Below are 17800 nucleotides of genomic sequence, written 5' to 3' on the forward strand. Positions count from 1 at the left end.
CGGACACACCTCAGCGACTCGAACCGAGGGAGCCACATGACCGTCGACCGCCGCCCGGGGGTCGTTCTGACCGATCACGTCCTACAGGTCCCGCTGGACCATGCCGCGCCCGACGGCGAGCGGATCGAGGTGTTCGCGCGGGAGGCGGTGGCGGCCGGACGGGAGCGGGAGCGGCTGCCGTGGCTGCTGTACCTGCGCGGCGGCCCGGGGCTCGCGACGCCCCGCCCACTGGCCCGCGACTCCTGGCTGAACCGCGCGCTGCGCGATTATCGCGTGCTGTTCCTGGACCAGCGCGGCACGGGGCGTTCCACGCCCGCGACCCGGCAGACCCTCGCGCGCCGCGGCTCGCCGCGGGAACAGGCCGACTACCTCGCCCACTTCCGCGCCGACTCGATCGTCCGGGACGCCGAGCTGTTCCGCCGCCACCTGATCGGCGAGGAGCCGTGGAGCGTGCTGGGCCAGAGCTTCGGCGGCTTCTGTACCGTCCACTACCTCTCGTACGCCCCCGAAGGGCTGCGCGAGGCGTTCGTCACCGGCGGCCTGCCGGGCCTGGACGTGAGCGCCCGGGACGTCTACCGGGCGGCGTATCCGCGGATCGCGCGCAAGAACGCGGCGCACTACGCCCGTTACCCGCAGGACGTGGCGGCGGTGCTGCGGATCGCCGCGCGCCTGCGGGAGCGGGAGGTGCGGCTGCCGGGCGGCGGGCGGCTGACCGCCGAGGCGTTCCAGGGGCTCGGGATGATGCTGGGCGCCGGCAGCGGCTCGTACGCGCTGCACGACCTCCTGGCCGAGGCCTGGGTGACCGGGGTGTCCGGGCCCGAGCTGTCGGACGCGTTCCTGGAGCGGGTGCGGGCGCGGCTGTCGTTCGCCGAGTCCCCGATGTTCGCCGTGCTGCACGAGTCGATCTACGGCCAGCGGTCGGTGGACGCGAAGGGCACGGGCTGGGCGGCCGAGGCGGTGCGCGGCGAGTTCCCGCAGTTCGACGTGGACCGGGCGCTGGCGGACGGCGGCCCGCTGCATTTCACAGGCGAGACGATCTTCCCCTGGCTGTTCGACACCGACCCGGCGCTGCGGCCGCTCAAGGAGACCGCCCATGCGCTGGCCGAGCGCACCGACTGGCCCGACCTGTACGACGTGGAGCGGCTGGCGGCGTGCGAGGTGCCGGTCGTGGCGGCGGTGTACGCGGACGACATGTACGTCGACGCCGGGCACTCGCTGCGTACCGCGGAGCGCATCCGTGGCCTGCGGGCGTGGGTGACCAACGAGTGGGAGCACGACGGGCTGACCGCCGGCGACGGCGCGGTCCTGGACCGGCTGCTGCGGATGGCGCGCGGCGAGGTCTGAGGACCGGCCGGTGCGGAGCCGGGGCGACCGGGGCGGGTCCTGGACGACCGGCGCGGGCTCGGGCGGCCGGTCGCGGTGCGCGGCCGGGCGCCCGGGGTCCCGCGGGGACGTCAGCCGGTCAACGCGGGGTAATCAGCCGGTCAGCGCGGGGTAATCCACGTAGCCGCTGTCGTCGCCGCCGTAGAAGGCCTCCCGTACGGGCTCGTTGAACGGGCCGCCGGCCGCGAGGCGCGCGGGGAGGTCGGGGTTGGCGAGGAAGAGCCGGCCGTACGCCAGCAGGTCGGCCTCGCCGTCCTCGACCACGGACAGCACCTCGGGCCCTGCGGGGGCGCCGTCGGTGGCGGGGTTCAGCATGAACATGCCGCCGAAGCGCTTCCGCAGCCGGGCCAGCAGCTCGGTGTCGCGCACGTCGCAGGCGTGCAGGTAGGCCAGGCCGAGCGGGGCGATCGCCTCGACCAGCGTGGTGTAGGTGGCCTCGGGCTCGGGCGCCGTCATGCCGTTGAAGGGGTTGCCGGGCGAGATGCGCAGGGCGGTGCGGTACGCGCCGATCTCCGCGGCGACGGCCTTGACGACCTCGACGGCGAACCGGGCGCGGGCCTCGTCCGAGCCGCCCCAGTCGTCGGTGCGCAGGTTGCTCGCGGGCGAGAGGAACTGGTGGATCAGGTAGCCGTTGCCGCCGTGCAGCTCCACCCCGTCGAAGCCGGCCTCGATGGCGTTGCGCGCGGCGGCCGCGAAGTCCGCGATGGTCTCGCGTATCTCCTCGTCGGTCAGCTCGCGCGGGACGACGCAGTCCTTCAGGCCCTCGTCGGTGAAGACCCGCTGGTCGGCGACGACGGCCGAGGGCGCGACCGGTATCAGGCCGTCGGGCAGCGTGACGGGGTGGCCGATGCGGCCGCCGTGCCACAGCTGCGCGAAGATCTTGCCGCCCGCGGCGTGCACGGAGTCGGTGACCTCGCGCCAGCCCGCGATCTGCTCGGGGGTGTGCAGCCCGGGGGTGAGCGGGTAGCCGCGGCCCACCACGTTCGGCTGGGTGGCCTCGGTGATGATCAGGCCGGCCGTGGCGCGCTGCGTGTAGTAGCGGACCATGGACGGGGTGGGGACGCCGTCGGCGGTGGCGCGGTTGCGCGTCATCGGTGCCATGACGAGGCGGTTGGCGAGCGTCAGCCCGGCCAGGTCGACGGGGTCGAAAGCAGTGGTCAAGGGTTACCTTTCACGGGCGGTGCGGTCACGGGGACCAACGAGCCGGACCGCCGCGGAATTCCCGCCCCGCCCGCGCCACGTCAACTCCTCGGCAGGTCGAGCCTCTTGACGACCTCCAGCATCCGGTCCACGTCCTCCGCCGTGTTGTACAGGTGGAACCCGGCCCGCAGCTTCCCCGCCCGGACGGCGGTCAGGATCCCCTCCTCGGCCAGCGCGTCGTGCGCGGCGGCCAGCGCCGGGACGGTGACGATCGCCGACCCCGACGCGGGCAGCGGCGCGTACCCCAACTCGGCGAGCCCGGCGCGGTACCGCTCGGCCAGCGCGGTGTCGTGGGCATGCACCGCGGCCACCCCGACCTCTTCGAGGAGCGCGAGGGAGTGCTGGGCACCGACGTGGACGAGGTGGCCGTGCGGCTCGTCGTACCGGCGGGCGTCCTCGGCCAGGTGCGCGATCGGCCCGTAGTTGGCCTCGCCCGGGTCGGCGCCGGCCACCCAGCCCGCGTGGGACGCGGGCGGCTGCGGCGCGTCCTCGGCGACCACCAGGAACGAGGTGCCGCGCGGGCACAGCAGCCACTTGTACGCGCCGCACACGACGTAGTCGTACTGCTCGGCGTCCAGCGGCAGCCAGCCCGCGCCCTGTGTCATGTCCACCAGGGTGCGGGCGCCGTGCGCGCGGGCCGCCTCCCGGACGGCCGCGAGGTCGGCGAGCCGGCCGTCCAGCGCCTGCACCGCGCTGCAGGCGACCAGCGCGGTGCCCGGTCGTACCGCCTCGGCCAGCCGCGCCAGCGGCGCGAAGCGCACCCGCAGCCCGGCGCGGACGGTGAAGGGATTGACCAGCGAGCTGAAGTCGTCCTCGGGAAGCAGCACTTCGGCACCCTCGGGCAGCGAGGCCGCGATCACCGCGGTGGACACGGCGACCGAGCTGCCGACGGCGACCCGCTCGGGGGTCGTGCCGACGAGCCGCGCGAAGGAGGCCCGGGCAGCGGCGGCCGGGCCGAAGTAGTCCCGGCCCATCGTGCCGTAGGAGGCGGCCGCCTCGGCCTCGTCCCGTAGCGCATCGATGGCCCTGGCGGGCAGCAGGCCGCTGCCCGGGGTGTTCAGGTACGTCGTCTCGGGCGCGAACTCCGCGCCGGCCAGTCGCTTCATGGCCCCCACTGTGATCGCCGGCGGTCCGGCCGTCCATCCCGTTTCGCCTTGGGGACGCTCCAAGGACGGCTTGGAGTACCGCGTCCAGCAGGCGCCCTGCGCCGCCTCCCCCGATGGGTCAGCAATAACTTTTACCCATTCATGGGCGGTTTTCCGCTGTCCTTGCCCGCCCGCCGATGCAAGTGCCGTGCATTCGGCGGTCCGCGCCGTCGCGCCCCGGTACGGTCCCGCACATGAGGACGCCGCAGGGACGTCTCGGCTCATGGGAGACGGCCGGGACCGCCACCACCGACAGCCACCCCTTCGACCCCGCCGTCCTGCGCGCACAACTGGCGCCCGGCGCGCGGATCCTGGACCTCGGCTGCGGCCGCGGCCGGCGGGTCGCGGCGCTGGTGTCCTTGGGGTACGCGGCCGAAGGCGTCGACGGGTCACGGACGCCGGTCGAGCACGGACGGCGCGAGCACCCGGGGGTGCGGCTGACGCACTGCCCCGGGCTGCCGCTGCCCTTCGAGGCCGGCCGCTTCGCGGCGGCGCTGCTCTTCGGAGTGCTCACCCGCATCCCGGAGGACGCGGGGCAGCGGGCGGTCCTCGGGGAGTCGGCGCGCCTGGTACGCCCCGGCGGCCTGCTCCACCTCAGTGACGTGCCGCTGCAGACCGACCCGCGCGCACGCGCCCGGTACGCCGCGTACGAGGACGAGTTCGGCGCGTACGGGGTGTTCCGCACCGAGGACGGCGCGGTGGTCCGGCACCACGAGCCGGAGCGGCTGCGGCGGCTGCTCCGGATGCACGGCTTCGCCGTGACCGAGGAGCGCAGCGTCACCGTCGGCGCGCTGCACGGTCACTCCGTACGGCGGGTGCAGCTCATCGCGCGCCGGGAGTCAGCGTGAGCAGCAGGCTGAGGTGGGTGGCGTCGGGCACCGGGCGGCGCACCTCGTCCGGCCGCCAGCCGTGCCGGGCGTAGAAGTCCCGCGCCCGGCGGTTGTGCCAGTACACCTGGAGCCGGGCGGTGGTGTGGCCCGCCTCGTGCCACGCGGCGACGCAGGCGTCGTGCAGGGCGCTGCCGACGCCGCTGCGCCAGTAGGCGGGGTCGACGTGGAGTTGACTCAGTTCCACGTCGGTCACGGGCGCGCCCGTGCCGGGCCGGTACGCGGCGACGCCGACGGGCGCCCCGGACCGGTCGGCGCACAGCACGGCCGTCCCGGGGCAGGTCAGCGCCTGCTCCCAGGTCTCCCGCCAGCGGGCCCGCTCGGCGGGGGTGTCCAGCATCGTGTCGGGCAGCCGCCCGCGGAAGTACTGGGCGCGGGCCCTGGAGTGCAGCGCTGCCAGCGCATCGAGGTCGGCCGTGGCAGCGGCCCGGACGGTGAGGTCCGGGCCGCTCGCGGTGTTCCGCACGGTGTCGTGTCCGCCCGCTACGCCTCGCGCACGCCGTCGATCCGCCGGGGCAGGCCCAGCGGGTTCTCCTCGCGCAGCTCGGGGGGCAGCAGCGCGGGCGGGGTGTCCTGGTAGGCGACCGGGCGCAGCCAGCGCTCGATGGCCGTGCCGCCCACGGAGGTGGAGGTGGACGTGGTCGCCGGGTAGGGGCCGCCGTGGTGCTGGGCGGGGGCCACGGCGACGCCGGTGGGCCAGCCGTTGACCACGACGCGGCCGGCGAGCGCGGTGACCTCGGCGAGCAGTTCGCCGCCCCGGCCCTCGCCCGCGCCCTCGGCGGTGGAGAGCTGCAGGGTGGCGGTGAGGTTGCCGGGGAGCCGGCCGAGGACGGCGGTCGCCTCGGCGTCGTCGGCGTACCGCGCGACGACGGTCACCGGGCCGAAGCACTCCTCCAGGAGGAGGTCGTGCGGGCCCTCGGTGGCCAGCCGGGCGGCGGGGAGGGTGAGGAAGCCGGCGGAGACGGTGTGCTCGCCGCCCGCGCCGGGCGTCACCGGGGCCTCCACGTCGGGGAGTTCGGCGCGCGCCTGGACCCCGGCGACGAAGGCGTCCCGCATCCGGTGGTCCAGCAGTACGCCGGCCTCGGTGTCGCTGACCTTGGCGGTCAGCTCCTTGACGAGCCCGTCGCCGGCCGCGCCCTCGGGCACCAGCACCAGGCCGGGCTTCACGCAGAACTGTCCGACGCCCAGCGTCATCGCACCGGCCAGGCCCGCGCCGATCTGCTCGGGGCGCTCCTCGGCGGCGTCCCGGGTGACGACGACGGGGTTGAGGCTGCCGAGTTCGCCGTGGAAGGGGATCGGGTGCGGGCGGGCCGCCGCCGCGTCGTAGAGGGCGCGACCGCCGCGTACGGAGCCGGTGAAGCCGGCGGCGGAGATCAGCGGGTGGCGGACCAGCTCGACGCCGGCGTCGAAGCCGTGCACCAAACCGACCACGGCAGCGGGCAGGCCGGACTCGGTGGCGGCGCGGCGCAGCAGGGCCGCGCACAGCTCGGAGGTGGCGGGGTGGTCGGGGTGGGCCTTGACGACGACCGGGCAGCCCGCGGCCAGGGCGCTGGCGGTGTCGCCGCCGGGCACCGAGAAGGCGAGCGGGAAGTTGGAGGCCGAGTAGACGGCGACCACGCCGAGCGGGATCTTGTAGCGCCGCAGGTCGGGCCGGGGCGGGGTCTGCTGCGGGTCCGCGTGGTCGATGAGCACGTCCAGGAAGGCGCCCTCGTCGACGATGTCCGCGAAGGCGCGCAACTGCGCGGTGGTACGGGCCAGTTCACCGGTGAGCCGGCCGGGGCCGAGCGCGGTCTCCGCGTCGGCGGCCTCGATGACCGAATCGCCCGCCTGGTCCAGCAGGTCGGCGGCGCGGCGCAGGAAGGCGGCGCGCACGGTCCGGTCGGCGAGGGAGCCGCGCGCCTCGTGCGCGGCCCGTACGGTCGCGTCCACCTCCTCGGCTGTGGCCTCGGCCGCAACCTCTTCCCGCTGCTTCCCGCTACGGGGGTCGACGCTCCAGACTGGTGCTGCCACCGTGCATTCCTCCCGGGCCGAGTACTTGCTGCACACCGGGCGTTGTTCGATATACTGAACTCCGTCCCGGAGTGTGAACACCGGTGACTCTATGACTGTCCGAACTGAGGGGTCAAGGGCGATGCCGGCTGCCGAGACCGGGGGATCACAGGTCAAGTCCGCAGTGCGGACGGTCGAACTGCTGGAGTACTTCGCGGGCCGCCCCGGGATGCACAGCCTCGCCTCCGTACAAGAGGCCGTCGGCTATCCGAAGTCCAGCCTCTACATGCTGTTGCGCACGCTCGTGGACCTCGGCTGGGTGGAGACGGACGCCACCGGCACGCGGTACGGCATCGGGGTGCGGGCCCTGCTCGTCGGCACGTCCTACATCGACGGCGACGAGGTCGTGGCGGCCGCTCGGCCGACCCTGGACCGGCTCTCGGACGACACCACCGAGACCATCCACCTCGCCCGCCTGGACGGCACCAACGTCGTCTACCTGGCCACCCGGCAGTCCCAGCACTACCTCCGCCCGTTCACCCGGGTCGGCCGCCGGCTGCCCGCGCACTCCACGTCCCTGGGCAAGGCGCTGCTCGCGACGCACACGGACGAGCAGGTCCGCAAGCTGCTCCCGGAGACGCTGCCGCAGCTCACCGAGCACACCACGACCGACCGGGAGCAGCTGATCGAGGAGCTGCACGCGGTGCGGGAGCAGGGGTACGCCGTGGACCGCGAGGAGAACACCCTCGGGCTGCGCTGCTTCGGTGTCGCGATCCCGTACCGCACGCCGGCCCGCGACGCCATCAGCTGCTCGGTGCCGGTCGCCCGGCTCACCCCGGCACACGAGCAGATGATCAAGGACGCGCTCTTCGACGCACGGGACCGTCTGACGCTGGCGACGCGGCGCCTCTAGGGCGCCGGGGAAGCGGCTCCCTCGGACACCGGGGGCGCAGCCTCTTCAAGGGCCGCGGAGCTCGCCTTCAAGAGCCGCGTGGCTCACCCCTCTCAGGAGCCGGAGCCGCGCCGCTCCTCAGGCGCCCGAACCGCTCAGCTCCGTGAGCGCCGTGCGCACCGCCTCCAGGTCCGCGTCCGAGGCCAGCCCCGCGTGGTAGAGGCGGAGTTCATCGGCGCCGGCCGCGGCCGCGTGGGCGGCGTCCGCCGCGAGCGTCTCCGGGCTGCCCCCCATCCCCCGCACGACGGTGAAGTTCGCCGCCCGTACGCCGCGCCCCTCGAACGGCGTCAGCGCGGCGGTCCGTTCCGCCGCGCTCCCCGTGCACGGCACGACCACGCCGTCCGCGTAGGCGAAGACCTGGCGGGATGCGACGCCGACGTTGGCGCCGCAGCGGTGCGGGGCGGGGTCGGCGTGCAGCATGACGCGGAAGTCGGGCCCGGCGGCGGCCCGTACGGCGGCCACGGCCGCGCGCCGCAGCTCCCCGGCGGCCCGGTTCCGCCAGTCGGCGACGGTTCGCGCGTACTCCTCCCCCAGCGCCTCGACGACGTCGGCCCACTCCCCGTCGCGGCCTGCCGCTCCCCCGGTGCCGCCGCCCGCCCACACGGGCTCCAGGGCGCGCAGCACTGTCTGCCGCAGCTCCTCGGGATCGGCGCCCAGCGCCGCGTAACCGTCGCGGCACGCGCCACAGAAGCACAGCGACATCAGGTACTGCGCCGCGCCGCTCAGCGGGACGCCGCCGGTCTTGTCGTGCGCGTGCAGATGCGCGAGGCCGTACCAGCCGCACGACTCCAGTTCGGTGCCGCGGGTGTGCGGCCGTACGGCGGCCTCGGCGGCCAGCGTCACCAGGTACTCGTGCACCTCGGCGCGGGCGATACAGGGGGCCCACGGGTAGGCGTCCCCGTAGGCGTTGCGGACCACGGACTCCGGATGCTCGGCGCCCAGCCGGGAGTTGTGCGCGAGCACGACCCAGGAGTGCACCTCCAGGCCCGCGTCCGTGAGCGCGCGGGCGGCCTCCGTGTACGGGTCGGCCTCCGGGAGCCAGTCCTGCGCGTACGGGCGCAGCGCGCGGCCCGCCCAGCGCTCCGGGGCCGCCGGGTAGAGGACGGCGGAGTGCCGGGCGGTGACGACGCGGTGGCGGGGGTGGCGCGGGGTGAGGGCCCGGGTGGAGTGGTAGGCGGAGGCGAGGGTGACCTGCGCGACCCCGAGGCCGGCGATCCGGCGCGCGGCGTCCGGATCCCCGACGACGTCCCAGGGGTAGAGGAAGGCGGCGGCGCGCATCGGGCTCCCTTCGAAGAATCACGTCCACCGAGGCTGCGGCGGACGCATTCATGGCCGTTGTCCATGTGCATGAACGCGATGACGCTAAGACAGCCCGTACGGCCGGTCAAGAGCCCTCCCGCGTCCACCATCTTGACCGGGACACCGCACTTCTTTACGTTGACGACCATGACCGCACCCCGCACCGTTCTGCTGACCGGCGCCGCCGGCGGCCTCGGCACCCTGATGCGAGAACTGCTGCCCCCTTACGGCTACCGGCTGCGGCTCTTCGACCGGCTGCCCATCGAGGGCGAGCCGGACGCGATCGTCGCCGACCTCGCCGACCGGGACGCGCTGCGCAAGGCCGTGGAGGGCGTCGACGCGGTGATCCACCTGGCGGGCATCTCCCTGGAGTCCTCCTTCGAGAAGATCCTCGCGGCGAACATCGAGGGCACGTACCACCTCTACGAAGCGGCCCGCGAGGCCGGCGTGCGGCGGATCGTCTTCGCCTCCTCCAACCACGCCGTCGGCTTCACCCCGCGTCCCGAGGACGGCTCCGGCGCCATCCCGCTGAACACCCCGCGCCGCCCGGACACCTTCTACGGCCTGTCCAAGGGCTTCGGTGAGGACCTGGCCTCGCTCTACTGGGACCTGCACGGCATCGAGACCGTCTCCGTCCGCATCGGCTCCTGCTTCCCGCGCCCCACGTCGGTGCGCATGCTGTCCATCTGGATGAGCCCCGGCGACGGCGCCCGGCTGCTGCACGCGGCGCTCACCGCACAGGACGTCGGCCACACTGTCGTCTACGGTTCCTCGGCCAACACCCGCCTGTGGTGGGACCTCTCCAGCGCCCGTGCCCTCGGGTACGAGCCGCAGGACGACTCCGAGGCGTACGCCGCCGAACTCCTGGCGGAACAGGGCCCGCTGGACCCGGACAACCCCGAACACGCGCACCTCGGCGGCGCCTTCTGCACGGACCCGCCGATCTGGCCGTACTGAGCACGGCCCGCCGGCCGGCGGCAGGTAGCGGTATACCGCACGGAACTCCGGGCGGCCTCCTCGCGTCCTTGAAGGCGTAACAACCCCTGTGCAGAAACTGCAGGAACGAGGAACACCATCATGGGCATCGTCAGCTGGCTCGTACTGGGGCTGGTCGCCGGCGTCATCGCCAAGATCCTGCTGCCTGGCCGGGACCCGGGTGGCCTGGTCGGCACCACGTTGACCGGCATCGTGGGCTCGTTCGTCGGCGGCTGGCTCTCCACCAAGCTCCTCGACCGGCCGATACCGAAGGACTTCTTCGAGCCGTCCATGTGGATCGCCTCCATCGCCGGCGCCCTGGTCCTGCTGATCATCTACCGGCTGCTCTTCGGCAACTCCCGCGAACGGCACTGAGACTCCGGCGGCGTGCGCGGGTTGCTCCGCTGGTAATGGAACCGTAAAGCGGCGCCGGTCGTTACCCAGGACATGACCGCTATGACTCCTGGCTCGAACCTCCCGCTCTCCGCAGCGCGGGTGGCGGTGGACGTCACCGCACCCGTGCGGCTGGACGTGTCGGGCCTGCTGCTGACCGCCGACGGCAAGGTGCGCTCGGACGACGACTTCGTCTTCTACAACCAACCGAGCGGCCCCGGCGTGACCCACACCGCGGGCGGGGGCGGCAGCGGCGACACCATCACGGTGGACACCGCCGCCGTGCCGCCCGGCATCGAGAAGATCGTCGTCACGGCCAGCCTCGACGCGCCGGGCGCCACCTTCGCGGGCACGGAGCCGACGGCCACGGTCCGCAGCGCCGACGACGGCAGCGTGCTCGCCACCTTCACCCCGCCCCGGCTGGGCCCCGAGACCGCCCTCGTGGTGGTCGAGGTCTACCGCCGCAACGGCGCCTGGAAGGTCCGCGCCGTCGGCCAGGGGTACGCCAACGGCCTGGCCGGCATCGCCACCGACTTCGGCGTGACCGTCGAGGAGCCCGCGGTGCCCACGGCCACTCCGGTGCAGCCGCAGCAGCCCGTCACGCCGCCCGCGCCGCCGCACCCGGGCGCGCCGACCGCCCCGGGCGCCCCCGACACCCCGGGCGTCCCGGCCGCCGGCCAGTGGGGACCGCCCAGCGGCGCCCCCGCCCCGCTCGCCCCGCCGACCGCCGTCCCCGGCGCACCGGGCTCCATGGGCACTCCCGCGCCGCCGCCGGCCGCCCCGCAGGCGCCCGCTCCCGGCGCCGGGAAGATCAACCTCGACAAGGGGCGGGTCAGCCTCCAGAAGAACCAGACGGTCTCCCTGGTCAAGGGCGGCAAGCCGCTGCTCTCCTCGGTCCGGATGGGCCTCGGCTGGGAGCCCGCCTTCCGCGGCAGGAGCGTCGACCTGGACGCCTCGGTCATCGCGTACGGCCCGGACCGCAAGAAGATCGACAACTGCTTCTTCGGCAAGCTCGCGATCCTCAACGGCGCGATCCAGCACTCGGGGGACAATCTCACGGGCGAAGGCGCGGGCGACGACGAGGCGATCACCGTCCACCTCGGCGGCCTCCCCCCGGAGGTCACAGGCCTGGTCTTCACGGTGAACAGCTTCTCCGGCCAGAAGTTCACCGACGTGGCCAAGGCCTACTGCCGCCTCCTCGACGCCCAGTCCGGCGAGGAGCTGGTCCGCTTCGACCTGACCGGCTCGGAGAAGCGCACGGGCGTCCTGATGGCCAAGCTCATCCGCCAGTACAGCGGCGAGTGGGAGATGACGGCCCTCGGCGAATACGTCGATTCCCGCACGGTCCGCGGCATGATCAAGCCGGGCGCGCAGGCGCTCTGACGGACGCGCCGGGGCGACGCCAACGAGCCGCCGCCCCGGCGAGCCAAGCCCTTGTCGGCCACGTGCGCCGACTGCGTGTGTCGGCTACGCCTCCGCACCCCCCAGCCGCTCCGCCCGCAGGTCGGCGACCAGAGCCGCGTCCTCGACCGCGCGAGCGAGGTACCAGACCGCCCCGCGCAGCTCCACCCCACACGCCGCCGGATCATCGGCGAGGGCCCGCCCCCGCGAGGCATCGGCTCGGGCCATCCCCAGCATCTCCGCCTCCACGGCGTCGGCGAGGTCATTCACCAGCCCGTCCCCGGGCGGGACGAACGCCGCCCGCCCCTCATCGGTCCACGGGAGTCGTCGTAGGCTCTGCATGTCTTCGCTCCTTCGAAGCGAGGGCCACGCCCCGGGGCCGGGTCCGATCCGGCCGCCGGGGTCTCCTTCGTCTAGCCTACGCGCACTGTGCACAGCCTGCACAGTGCGCACAGGGTGCTCCCCACCGCGCGCAGCGCACGGCGTGCGCGGAGACTGGTAGGCGTGGAAATCGTCTACGAGTACGTCCGCGTCGCTGAGGCCCTGGCCCGCCAGATCGAGGCTGGGGAGATCCCGAAAGGTGGCCGCCTGCCGAATGAGCGGGAGCTGGCGGAGGTCTACCGCGTCTCTGCCGGAACGGTGCGCCGCGCCGTCCAGGAACTACGCGCTCGGGGCCTGGTGGCAACCCTCGCCGGCAAGGGCACGTTCGTCATCGCCGGAGCGGCTGACGAATCGTGAGCGAGCTGCCGCGCTATCGGTACGAAGAGCTGGCCGACCAGATCCAGGAGGAGGTCCGGTCGGGGAAGCTGGCGACGGGCGCTGCCCTGCCTGCGGAACGCCGCATGACGGAGGTCTACGGGGTCAGCATCGGGACCGTGCGCCGCGCCGTCGCGCTGCTCCGGGAGCGCGGTGTGGTGGCGACTCTGCCTGCGAAGGGCACGTTCATTCTCGGCGCCGGCCGCTAGAGCCCGGCCAGCCCCGCCAGCCGTCGGTACGAGTCCAGTTGGGCCGCTCGGTCATACGTGCTCGTGGTGACCAGCAGCTCATCCGCGCCCGTGGTGGCGAAGAGGTCGGTGAGGGCCGTGCGGACCTCGGCCTCCGTGCCGTGGATCTGGCCCCTCAGCGCCGCCTCGTAGAAGTCGCGTTCCTTGGGCGTCATGGCCGGCTCGCGGGCGAGTACGTCCTCGGCCGGTTCCAGGGGCGGGAAGACGCCGTGGGTACGGGAGTAGGCCATGGACCAGGCTTCCGGGAGCAGGAGCCGGCGGGCCTCCTCCGTGGTGGCGGCGACCGCCACGGTCGCGGAGACGACGACGTAGGGGCGCGGCCACAGCGCCGAGGGACGGAAGGCGGCGCGGTAGCGCTCGATCGCGCGCAGCAGCGCGTCCCGGCCGCGTACGTCGCCGATGACCAGGGCCAGCCCGGCCTCCGCCGCGATGTCCGCGCCCGCGCCGGTGGCCAGGACGAAGGCGGGCACGGTCAGGCCCTCGGCGGGCCGCGCGTGCACCTGCGGGTGGGCGGTCTGGGTGCCGGTGAAATAGCCGGTCAGCTCGGCGAGCTGTGCACCGAAGTCCTCGGTGGCGTCCTTCTCCGTCCCCAGCGCCCGGCGGATGCCGTCGGTGAAGCCGACCGAGCGGCCCAGGCCCATGTCGATGCGGCCGGGGAAGAGCGAGGCGAGTACGCCGAACTGCTCGGCGACGACCAGCGGCCGGTGGTTGGGCAGCATCACCCCGCCCGTGCCGACGCGGATGCGGTCGGTGGCGGCGGCGACGGCCGCGGCGAGCACGGTGGGCGCGGAGCCGGCCACGCCGGGCACGCTGTGGTGCTCGGAGACGAAGAAGCGGTGGTAGCCGAGTGCCTCCGCCTCCTGCGCGAAGCGCACCGTCTCCTGAAGGGCTTCGGCCTGCGGCCGTCCCGCTCTGGTGCGGGACCGGTCCAGGACCGAGAATCGTGGGGCCGCTGTCGTGGAGTTCACCTTCCGTACAACGTTCTCGGGCGCACGGGATTCCGCACCGGTCTTCCGGGCCCCGCCGAGCAGCGAGGAGCCCCCGATGCCCGCCGACCAGCCGCCCACCGTCCCACCCCTGGATCAGATCTACGGGGAGTTCGACCTCAGTACCATCCCCGCGTTCGCCGGCGGGTTCATCAACTTCGGCTACTGGGCGGACGCGCCGACCGGCCGCCCGTTGACCGAGGCCGACCGGATCTCCACGGAGCAGGAGCTCTACCGACTCGTGCTGCGCGACCTCGGCCGGACCGAGGGGCGGGACGCCGTCGAGGTCGGCTGCGGGCTGGGCCTCGGTTCGGCGCTGGCGCTCCGCGAATACGGCTTCGCCTCGGTGACCGGCCTGGACGTCCACCCCGACCAGGTGGAGCGGGCTCGCCAGCGGAACGCCGACGCGCGAGCCGCGCACCCCGACCGGCTGGAGTACCGGCGCGGCGCCGCCGAGCGCATGCCGCTGCCGGACGCCTCCGTCGACTGCCTGTTCTCGGTCGAGGCGGCCCAGCACTTCCCCGACGTGCCGGGCTTCGCGCGCGAGGCGGCGCGCGTGCTGCGCGCGGGCGGCCGGCTGGCGCTGACGACGTTCTTCGCCACCGGCCAGGAGGCCGCCCGCGCGCTGCCCGGACTGCTGCCCACCTACGCCGACGGCCTCGACCTCGCCCACGTGGCGGACGAGGTGGCCGCCACGCTGGCGGCGGCCGGGCTGTCGGACGTGCGGGTCCGGGCGATCGGGGAGTCGGTGTGGGCCGCGTACGACCGTTACCTGGGTCAGCTGCCGGAGCTGTGCGACCTGTGGCCGCGCCGGTTCCTGACCGCGTACGAGAAGGGACTGCTGGACTACTACGTGCTCACCGCGGACCGGCCGGGTTCCCCTGACCCGGACGCACTCACCGCGGACCGGCCGGGTTCCCCCTGAAACCGGCCGGTCCGGCGGCGCGTCGGCACGAGCGTCAGCGCTGGCGGCGCCAGGGGCCGGTGATGGCGAGCATGATGCCCGGCTCCTGGATGTTGGCGAACAGCGTCTGCCCGTCGGGCGAGAAGACCGGCCCGGTGAACTCGCTGTACTCCGGCTCCTCGGCGGTGCCGATGTTGATCTCGTTGCGGGCGACCGGGTAGGTGCGGCCGTCCTCGGTGGCACCGAAGAGGTGCTGCACGCCCTCGCCGTCCTCGGCGATGATCAGCCCGCCGTAGGGCGAGACGCTGATGTTGTCGGGGCCGTCGAAGGCGCCGTCCTGCTCGGGGTGCGGGTTGACGCCGAAGCGGACCTTCAAGGTCAGCGTGCGGCGCGCGGGGTTGTAGAACCACACCTGGCCGTCGTGCTGGACCGGGCTCTCCTCGCGAGCGTAGGAGGAGACGACGTACGCGCCGCCGTCCGCCCACCACATGCCCTCCAGCTTGCGGGCGCGGGTGACCTCGCCGTCCTTGAACTGCTTGCGGACCGAGGTGGTGCGGGCGTCCCGGTCGGGCACCTCGACCCAGTCCACGCCGTAGACCGTGCCCGGCTCGGTGGCGCGGGAGAGGTCGTCGACGAAGCGGCCGCCGGAGTCGAAGCACTTGAAGGCGGCGAGCACGCCGGCGTCGTCGGCGAGGGTGCGCAGCTGCCCGCGGCCGTGCCGGAAGCCCTGCGGCGGGGTCCAGCGGTAGAAGAGGCCGTTCGGGCCGGAGGCATCCTCGGTGAGGAAGACGTGGCCGCGCTTGGGGTCGACGACGACGGCCTCGTGCGGGTAGCGGCCGAACGCCTTGACGGGCTTCGGGTCGCGGGCGGCCCGGTGGTCGCGCGGGTCGACCTCGAAGACGTAGCCGTGATCCTTGGTCATGCCGTTCTGGCCGGCCTTGTCCTCGGTCTCCTCGCCGCTCAGCCAGGTGCCCCAGGGGGTGCGCCCGCCGGCGCAGTTGGTGGAGGTGCCGGCGACGCCGACCCACTCACTGATGTGCTCGCCGTCCTTGGAGACCTCCACGACGGTGCAGCCGCCGGCCGCCGCCGGGTCGTAGACCAGTCCCTCGACGAGTGGCACCGGGTGCTCCGCCTTGCTGCGCGGGCCCTTGACCTCGTGGTTGTTCACGAGCAGGGTCGCGCCGCGCGGGCCCTCGAAGGTGGCGGTGCCGTCGTGCTTGGCGGGCGTGTACTCGCCGCTCTCCAGCTTGGTGACGCCGGTACGAGTGATGATCTTGTAGCTGAAACCGGCGGGAAGGGCCAGGACGCCCTTCGGGTCGTCGATCAGCGGGCCGTAGCCGAGCTGCCGCTTCCCGTCGTCACCGGCGGCCTCCCCGGCCTCCTCGCCGATGGCCCCGGGAGCCGTGGCCAGCACCCCGACGCTGCCGGCGAGCGCCACTCCGGCGCCGGTGTACGTCGCGCGCTTGGCGAAGTCCCTGCGGGTGAGGGGCATGGTCATCTCCTGGCTGGCTGGATTCTTTCCTTGCTTCCGCGCGCCAGGCTGGCGGGTCCGCCCGAATTCCAGTTGAACGGGGCACTACGTCCAGGAACCGTTTCCCTCCCCCGTCGGCGCGGCCCCGCCCGCAACGGGAACGGCCCGCCGCCCGTACGCCTGAGCACGTACGGCGGCGGGCCGCTGCGGCCGAGGGCTTGCGGTCAGTCGCTCTTCTTGGAGCGCGCCTTGAAGGCCGCCTTGCGGGCCTCCTTCGCCGCCTTCTTGTCCGGGTGCAGCCGGCCCATCGCCTCCAGGACGTCGGCGGTCGCCGGGTGGTCCACCCGCCAGACCGCGTCGAAGAAGCCGGCGTGCTGGCCCACCAGCCCCTCGACCAGGTCGCGCAGCTCGGCCGCGTCCTCGTCGGCGGTGCCCAGCTGCGCCGCGAGCGTGTCCACAGTGAGCCAGAAGATCATGTCCTGGGACGGCTCGGGGATGCCGGGCGCGCCGTGCTCGGCAAGCCACACCCGCGCCAGCCCGCCCAGCTGCCGGTCGTCCAGCACCTCGCGCAGCGCGGGCTCGGCCTCCGCGCCGACCAGCGACAGCGTCTGCTGGCAGGCGAGCCGGCGCTGCGGCGCCCGCTCGTCGTCGCCGCGTGCCGCGGACAGCAGGTCGCGCGCCGCGGTGCGGGCGTCGCGGGCCGCGAGCCACTGCTCGGACTCGGCCTGCGCGAGGTTCTCCGGGTAGTCGGGCAGGGCGGCGAGCAGGACGTCGGCGCCCTTGTCGACGAGGTCGCCGACGGCCGGGGCCTCGACGCCTGCGTCCAGCATCCGCGCCCGGACCGCGTACATGCCCAGCGGGGTGAGGCGGACCATGCCGTACCGGCTGACGTCCTCTTCCTCCAGCGGCTCGGAAGCCCGGACCGTCTCGCCGTCCTCGTCCAGCTCCTCGATGAGCGCCTCGTCCACCGGCTGGTACGCGACCAGGCCGATCGGCTCCAGGACCCGGAACTGGTCGTCCAGGCGCATCATCGCCTCGGAGACCTCTTCGAGGATGTCGTCGGTGGGCTCGTCCATGTCGGCCGGGACGATCATGGAGGCGGCGAGGGCCGGCAGCGGGACGCTCTGCTCCGGGTCCTCGGCCAGCGCGCAGAGCATGTAGAGGTTGCCGAGGATGCCGTCCAGCAGCTCGGCCTCGTCCTCCGGGTTCCAGTCGATGGAGTCCAGGTCGAGCTCGCCGCCCTCGGCGATCTGCTCGACGATGTCGCCGAGGTCCGGCGCCGCGGCGTCGGCCAGCACGGTCTCCATGCCGCCGAGCCAGATCGCCAGCACGTCCTGCGGGCTGCCGGCGGTCAGCAGGCGCAGCTCCTCGCCGGGCGTCGCGGTGCCGGCCGGAGCGCCGTCGGGCAGGTCCTCGTCGTCGCCGGCCTGCTCCTCGATCTCGACGAGGCCGGTGTCCACGGCGAGCTGCCAGGCCTCGGCGGCGTAGCCGGTGCCGTCCTCGTCGACGGCGAGGCCCAGGTGGGTCGCGGCCTCGGCGAGCTGCTCTTCGAGGAGGTCGCCGCCGACGCCGACCGGTACCTCGCGCTCGGCCCAGCGGGCGAGCTTCGCCGCGCGGGCGAAGAGGGGGGCGCTCAGTGCGTCCCCGGCCAGCTCCGCTTCAGGGTGCAGCCGCACCGGGGGAAGGGTGGGGCGCTCGTCGGACATCTACGGTTCAGCTCCTCGGGCGGACTACAGCTGGTGCGCCGCCCAGCGTAGACGGAATCGTGACGATCCCGGGCGGTTCACCGGTCCGCCCGCCCCCGTACACCG

Annotated in this window: 18 protein-coding genes; 9 read left to right on the forward strand and 9 right to left on the reverse strand. The window is 73.9% G+C overall.

Annotation, left to right across the window (positions count from 1 at the left end; genetic code table 11):
* Positions 1-36: 36 nt before the first annotated feature.
* On the forward strand, positions 37-1344 hold the full coding sequence (locus IF20_RS28885; protein WP_052868306.1) for an alpha/beta fold hydrolase: 1308 nt from the start codon (positions 37-39) through the stop codon (positions 1342-1344).
* A gap of 132 nt (positions 1345-1476) precedes the next feature.
* Here IF20_RS28885 and IF20_RS28890 read toward each other — a convergent pair whose 3' ends face one another.
* Positions 1477-2544, reverse strand: coding sequence for an alkene reductase (locus tag IF20_RS28890; RefSeq protein ID WP_052868307.1), 1068 nt, complete (start codon positions 2542-2544; stop codon positions 1477-1479).
* 80 nt (positions 2545-2624) lie between these two features.
* On the reverse strand, positions 2625-3689 hold the full coding sequence (locus tag IF20_RS28895; protein ID WP_052868308.1) for an aminotransferase class V-fold PLP-dependent enzyme: 1065 nt from the start codon (positions 3687-3689) through the stop codon (positions 2625-2627).
* 233 nt (positions 3690-3922) lie between these two features.
* Here IF20_RS28895 and IF20_RS28900 point away from each other — a divergent pair, with 233 nt between their 5' ends.
* Positions 3923-4576 carry a class I SAM-dependent methyltransferase gene (locus IF20_RS28900; protein WP_052868309.1) on the forward strand — a complete coding sequence of 218 codons (654 nt, stop codon included), beginning with the start codon at positions 3923-3925 and terminating at the stop codon, positions 4574-4576.
* Here IF20_RS28900 and IF20_RS28905 read toward each other — a convergent pair.
* Together IF20_RS28905 and IF20_RS28910 are read right to left on the reverse strand one after the other, a co-directional pair.
* Positions 4551-5081, reverse strand: coding sequence for a GNAT family N-acetyltransferase (locus IF20_RS28905; RefSeq protein ID WP_052868310.1), 531 nt, complete (start codon positions 5079-5081; stop codon positions 4551-4553). The two genes, IF20_RS28900 and IF20_RS28905, sit on opposite strands and share 26 nt — an antisense overlap.
* Positions 5082-5098: 17 nt before the next feature.
* Positions 5099-6625: an aldehyde dehydrogenase (NADP(+)) gene (locus IF20_RS28910; RefSeq protein WP_110944631.1), complete on the reverse strand. Its 1527-nt coding sequence runs from the start codon at positions 6623-6625 to the stop codon at positions 5099-5101.
* 121 nt (positions 6626-6746) lie between these two features.
* Here IF20_RS28910 and IF20_RS28915 point away from each other — a divergent pair, with 121 nt between their 5' ends.
* Positions 6747-7517: an IclR family transcriptional regulator gene (locus tag IF20_RS28915; protein ID WP_052868312.1), complete on the forward strand. Its 771-nt coding sequence runs from the start codon at positions 6747-6749 to the stop codon at positions 7515-7517.
* A gap of 117 nt (positions 7518-7634) precedes the next feature.
* Here the strand turns inward: IF20_RS28915 and IF20_RS28920 are convergent, their stop codons facing one another.
* Positions 7635-8834, reverse strand: coding sequence for a hypothetical protein (locus IF20_RS28920; protein WP_052868313.1), 1200 nt, complete (start codon positions 8832-8834; stop codon positions 7635-7637).
* A gap of 168 nt (positions 8835-9002) precedes the next feature.
* Here IF20_RS28920 and IF20_RS28925 point away from each other — a divergent pair, with 168 nt between their 5' ends.
* The 3 genes from IF20_RS28925 (at position 9003) to IF20_RS28935 (ending at position 11606) form a co-directional block, all read left to right on the forward strand.
* Positions 9003-9812 carry an NAD-dependent epimerase/dehydratase family protein gene (locus tag IF20_RS28925; protein WP_052868314.1) on the forward strand — a complete coding sequence of 270 codons (810 nt, stop codon included), beginning with the start codon at positions 9003-9005 and terminating at the stop codon, positions 9810-9812.
* A gap of 120 nt (positions 9813-9932) precedes the next feature.
* Positions 9933-10205, forward strand: a complete 273-nt coding sequence (locus IF20_RS28930; protein WP_052868315.1) for a GlsB/YeaQ/YmgE family stress response membrane protein — start codon at positions 9933-9935, stop codon at positions 10203-10205.
* A gap of 81 nt (positions 10206-10286) precedes the next feature.
* Positions 10287-11606: a TerD family protein gene (locus IF20_RS28935; protein WP_052868316.1), complete on the forward strand. Its 1320-nt coding sequence runs from the start codon at positions 10287-10289 to the stop codon at positions 11604-11606.
* Between the two features lie 84 nt (positions 11607-11690).
* On the opposite strand, the gene IF20_RS40595 is transcribed toward IF20_RS28935, so the two are convergent.
* Complete coding sequence (locus IF20_RS40595; protein WP_052868317.1) at positions 11691-11966, reverse strand: hypothetical protein; 276 nt, start codon at positions 11964-11966, stop codon at positions 11691-11693.
* Between the two features lie 162 nt (positions 11967-12128).
* On the opposite strand from IF20_RS40595, the gene IF20_RS28945 reads away from it, so the two are divergent.
* On the forward strand, positions 12129-12362 hold the full coding sequence (locus IF20_RS28945; protein WP_234426854.1) for a GntR family transcriptional regulator: 234 nt from the start codon (positions 12129-12131) through the stop codon (positions 12360-12362).
* The gene (locus IF20_RS28950) at positions 12359-12589 is read left to right on the forward strand and encodes a winged helix-turn-helix domain-containing protein (RefSeq protein ID WP_052868318.1); all 231 of its coding nucleotides are present in this window, start codon (positions 12359-12361) and stop codon (positions 12587-12589) included. Before IF20_RS28945 ends, IF20_RS28950 begins: the two co-directional genes overlap by 4 nt.
* On the opposite strand, the gene IF20_RS28955 is transcribed toward IF20_RS28950, so the two are convergent.
* Positions 12586-13596: an MsnO8 family LLM class oxidoreductase gene (locus IF20_RS28955; RefSeq protein ID WP_052868319.1), complete on the reverse strand. Its 1011-nt coding sequence runs from the start codon at positions 13594-13596 to the stop codon at positions 12586-12588. The two genes, IF20_RS28950 and IF20_RS28955, sit on opposite strands and share 4 nt — an antisense overlap.
* A 76-nt stretch (positions 13597-13672) precedes the next feature.
* On the opposite strand from IF20_RS28955, the gene IF20_RS28960 reads away from it, so the two are divergent.
* Entirely contained in the window at positions 13673-14539 is an 867-nt protein-coding gene (locus IF20_RS28960) for a class I SAM-dependent methyltransferase (RefSeq protein ID WP_052868320.1), read from the forward strand.
* Between the two features lie 34 nt (positions 14540-14573).
* On the opposite strand, the gene IF20_RS28965 is transcribed toward IF20_RS28960, so the two are convergent.
* Entirely contained in the window at positions 14574-16010 is a 1437-nt protein-coding gene (locus IF20_RS28965) for an alkaline phosphatase PhoX (protein WP_052868348.1), read from the reverse strand.
* Positions 16011-16213: 203 nt separating this feature from the next.
* Positions 16214-17695, reverse strand: coding sequence for a hypothetical protein (locus IF20_RS28970; protein ID WP_052868321.1), 1482 nt, complete (start codon positions 17693-17695; stop codon positions 16214-16216).
* Positions 17696-17800 lie beyond the last annotated feature (105 nt).

Origin of the sequence: Streptomyces niger, from assembly GCF_000718305.1 — a bacterium.
Taxonomy (GTDB): domain Bacteria; phylum Actinomycetota; class Actinomycetes; order Streptomycetales; family Streptomycetaceae; genus Streptomyces; species Streptomyces niger.

Bases quoted from the DNA above. Each gene is read 5' to 3' on its own strand.
- IF20_RS28885 (WP_052868306.1), top strand. From the start codon at position 37: ATGACCGTCGACCGCCGCCCGGGGGTCGTTCTGACCGATCACGTCCTA.
- IF20_RS28895 (WP_052868308.1), bottom strand. From the start codon at position 3,689: ATGAAGCGACTGGCCGGCGCGGAGTTCGCGCCCGAGACGACGTACCTG.
- IF20_RS28900 (WP_052868309.1), top strand. From the start codon at position 3,923: ATGAGGACGCCGCAGGGACGTCTCGGCTCATGGGAGACGGCCGGGACC.
- IF20_RS28915 (WP_052868312.1), top strand. From the start codon at position 6,747: ATGCCGGCTGCCGAGACCGGGGGATCACAGGTCAAGTCCGCAGTGCGG.
- IF20_RS28920 (WP_052868313.1), bottom strand. From the start codon at position 8,834: ATGCGCGCCGCCGCCTTCCTCTACCCCTGGGACGTCGTCGGGGATCCG.
- IF20_RS28925 (WP_052868314.1), top strand. From the start codon at position 9,003: ATGACCGCACCCCGCACCGTTCTGCTGACCGGCGCCGCCGGCGGCCTC.
- IF20_RS28930 (WP_052868315.1), top strand. From the start codon at position 9,933: ATGGGCATCGTCAGCTGGCTCGTACTGGGGCTGGTCGCCGGCGTCATC.
- IF20_RS28935 (WP_052868316.1), top strand. From the start codon at position 10,287: ATGACTCCTGGCTCGAACCTCCCGCTCTCCGCAGCGCGGGTGGCGGTG.
- IF20_RS40595 (WP_052868317.1), bottom strand. From the start codon at position 11,966: ATGCAGAGCCTACGACGACTCCCGTGGACCGATGAGGGGCGGGCGGCG.
- IF20_RS28960 (WP_052868320.1), top strand. From the start codon at position 13,673: ATGCCCGCCGACCAGCCGCCCACCGTCCCACCCCTGGATCAGATCTAC.
- IF20_RS28965 (WP_052868348.1), bottom strand. From the start codon at position 16,010: ATGCCCCTCACCCGCAGGGACTTCGCCAAGCGCGCGACGTACACCGGC.
- IF20_RS28970 (WP_052868321.1), bottom strand. From the start codon at position 17,695: ATGTCCGACGAGCGCCCCACCCTTCCCCCGGTGCGGCTGCACCCTGAA.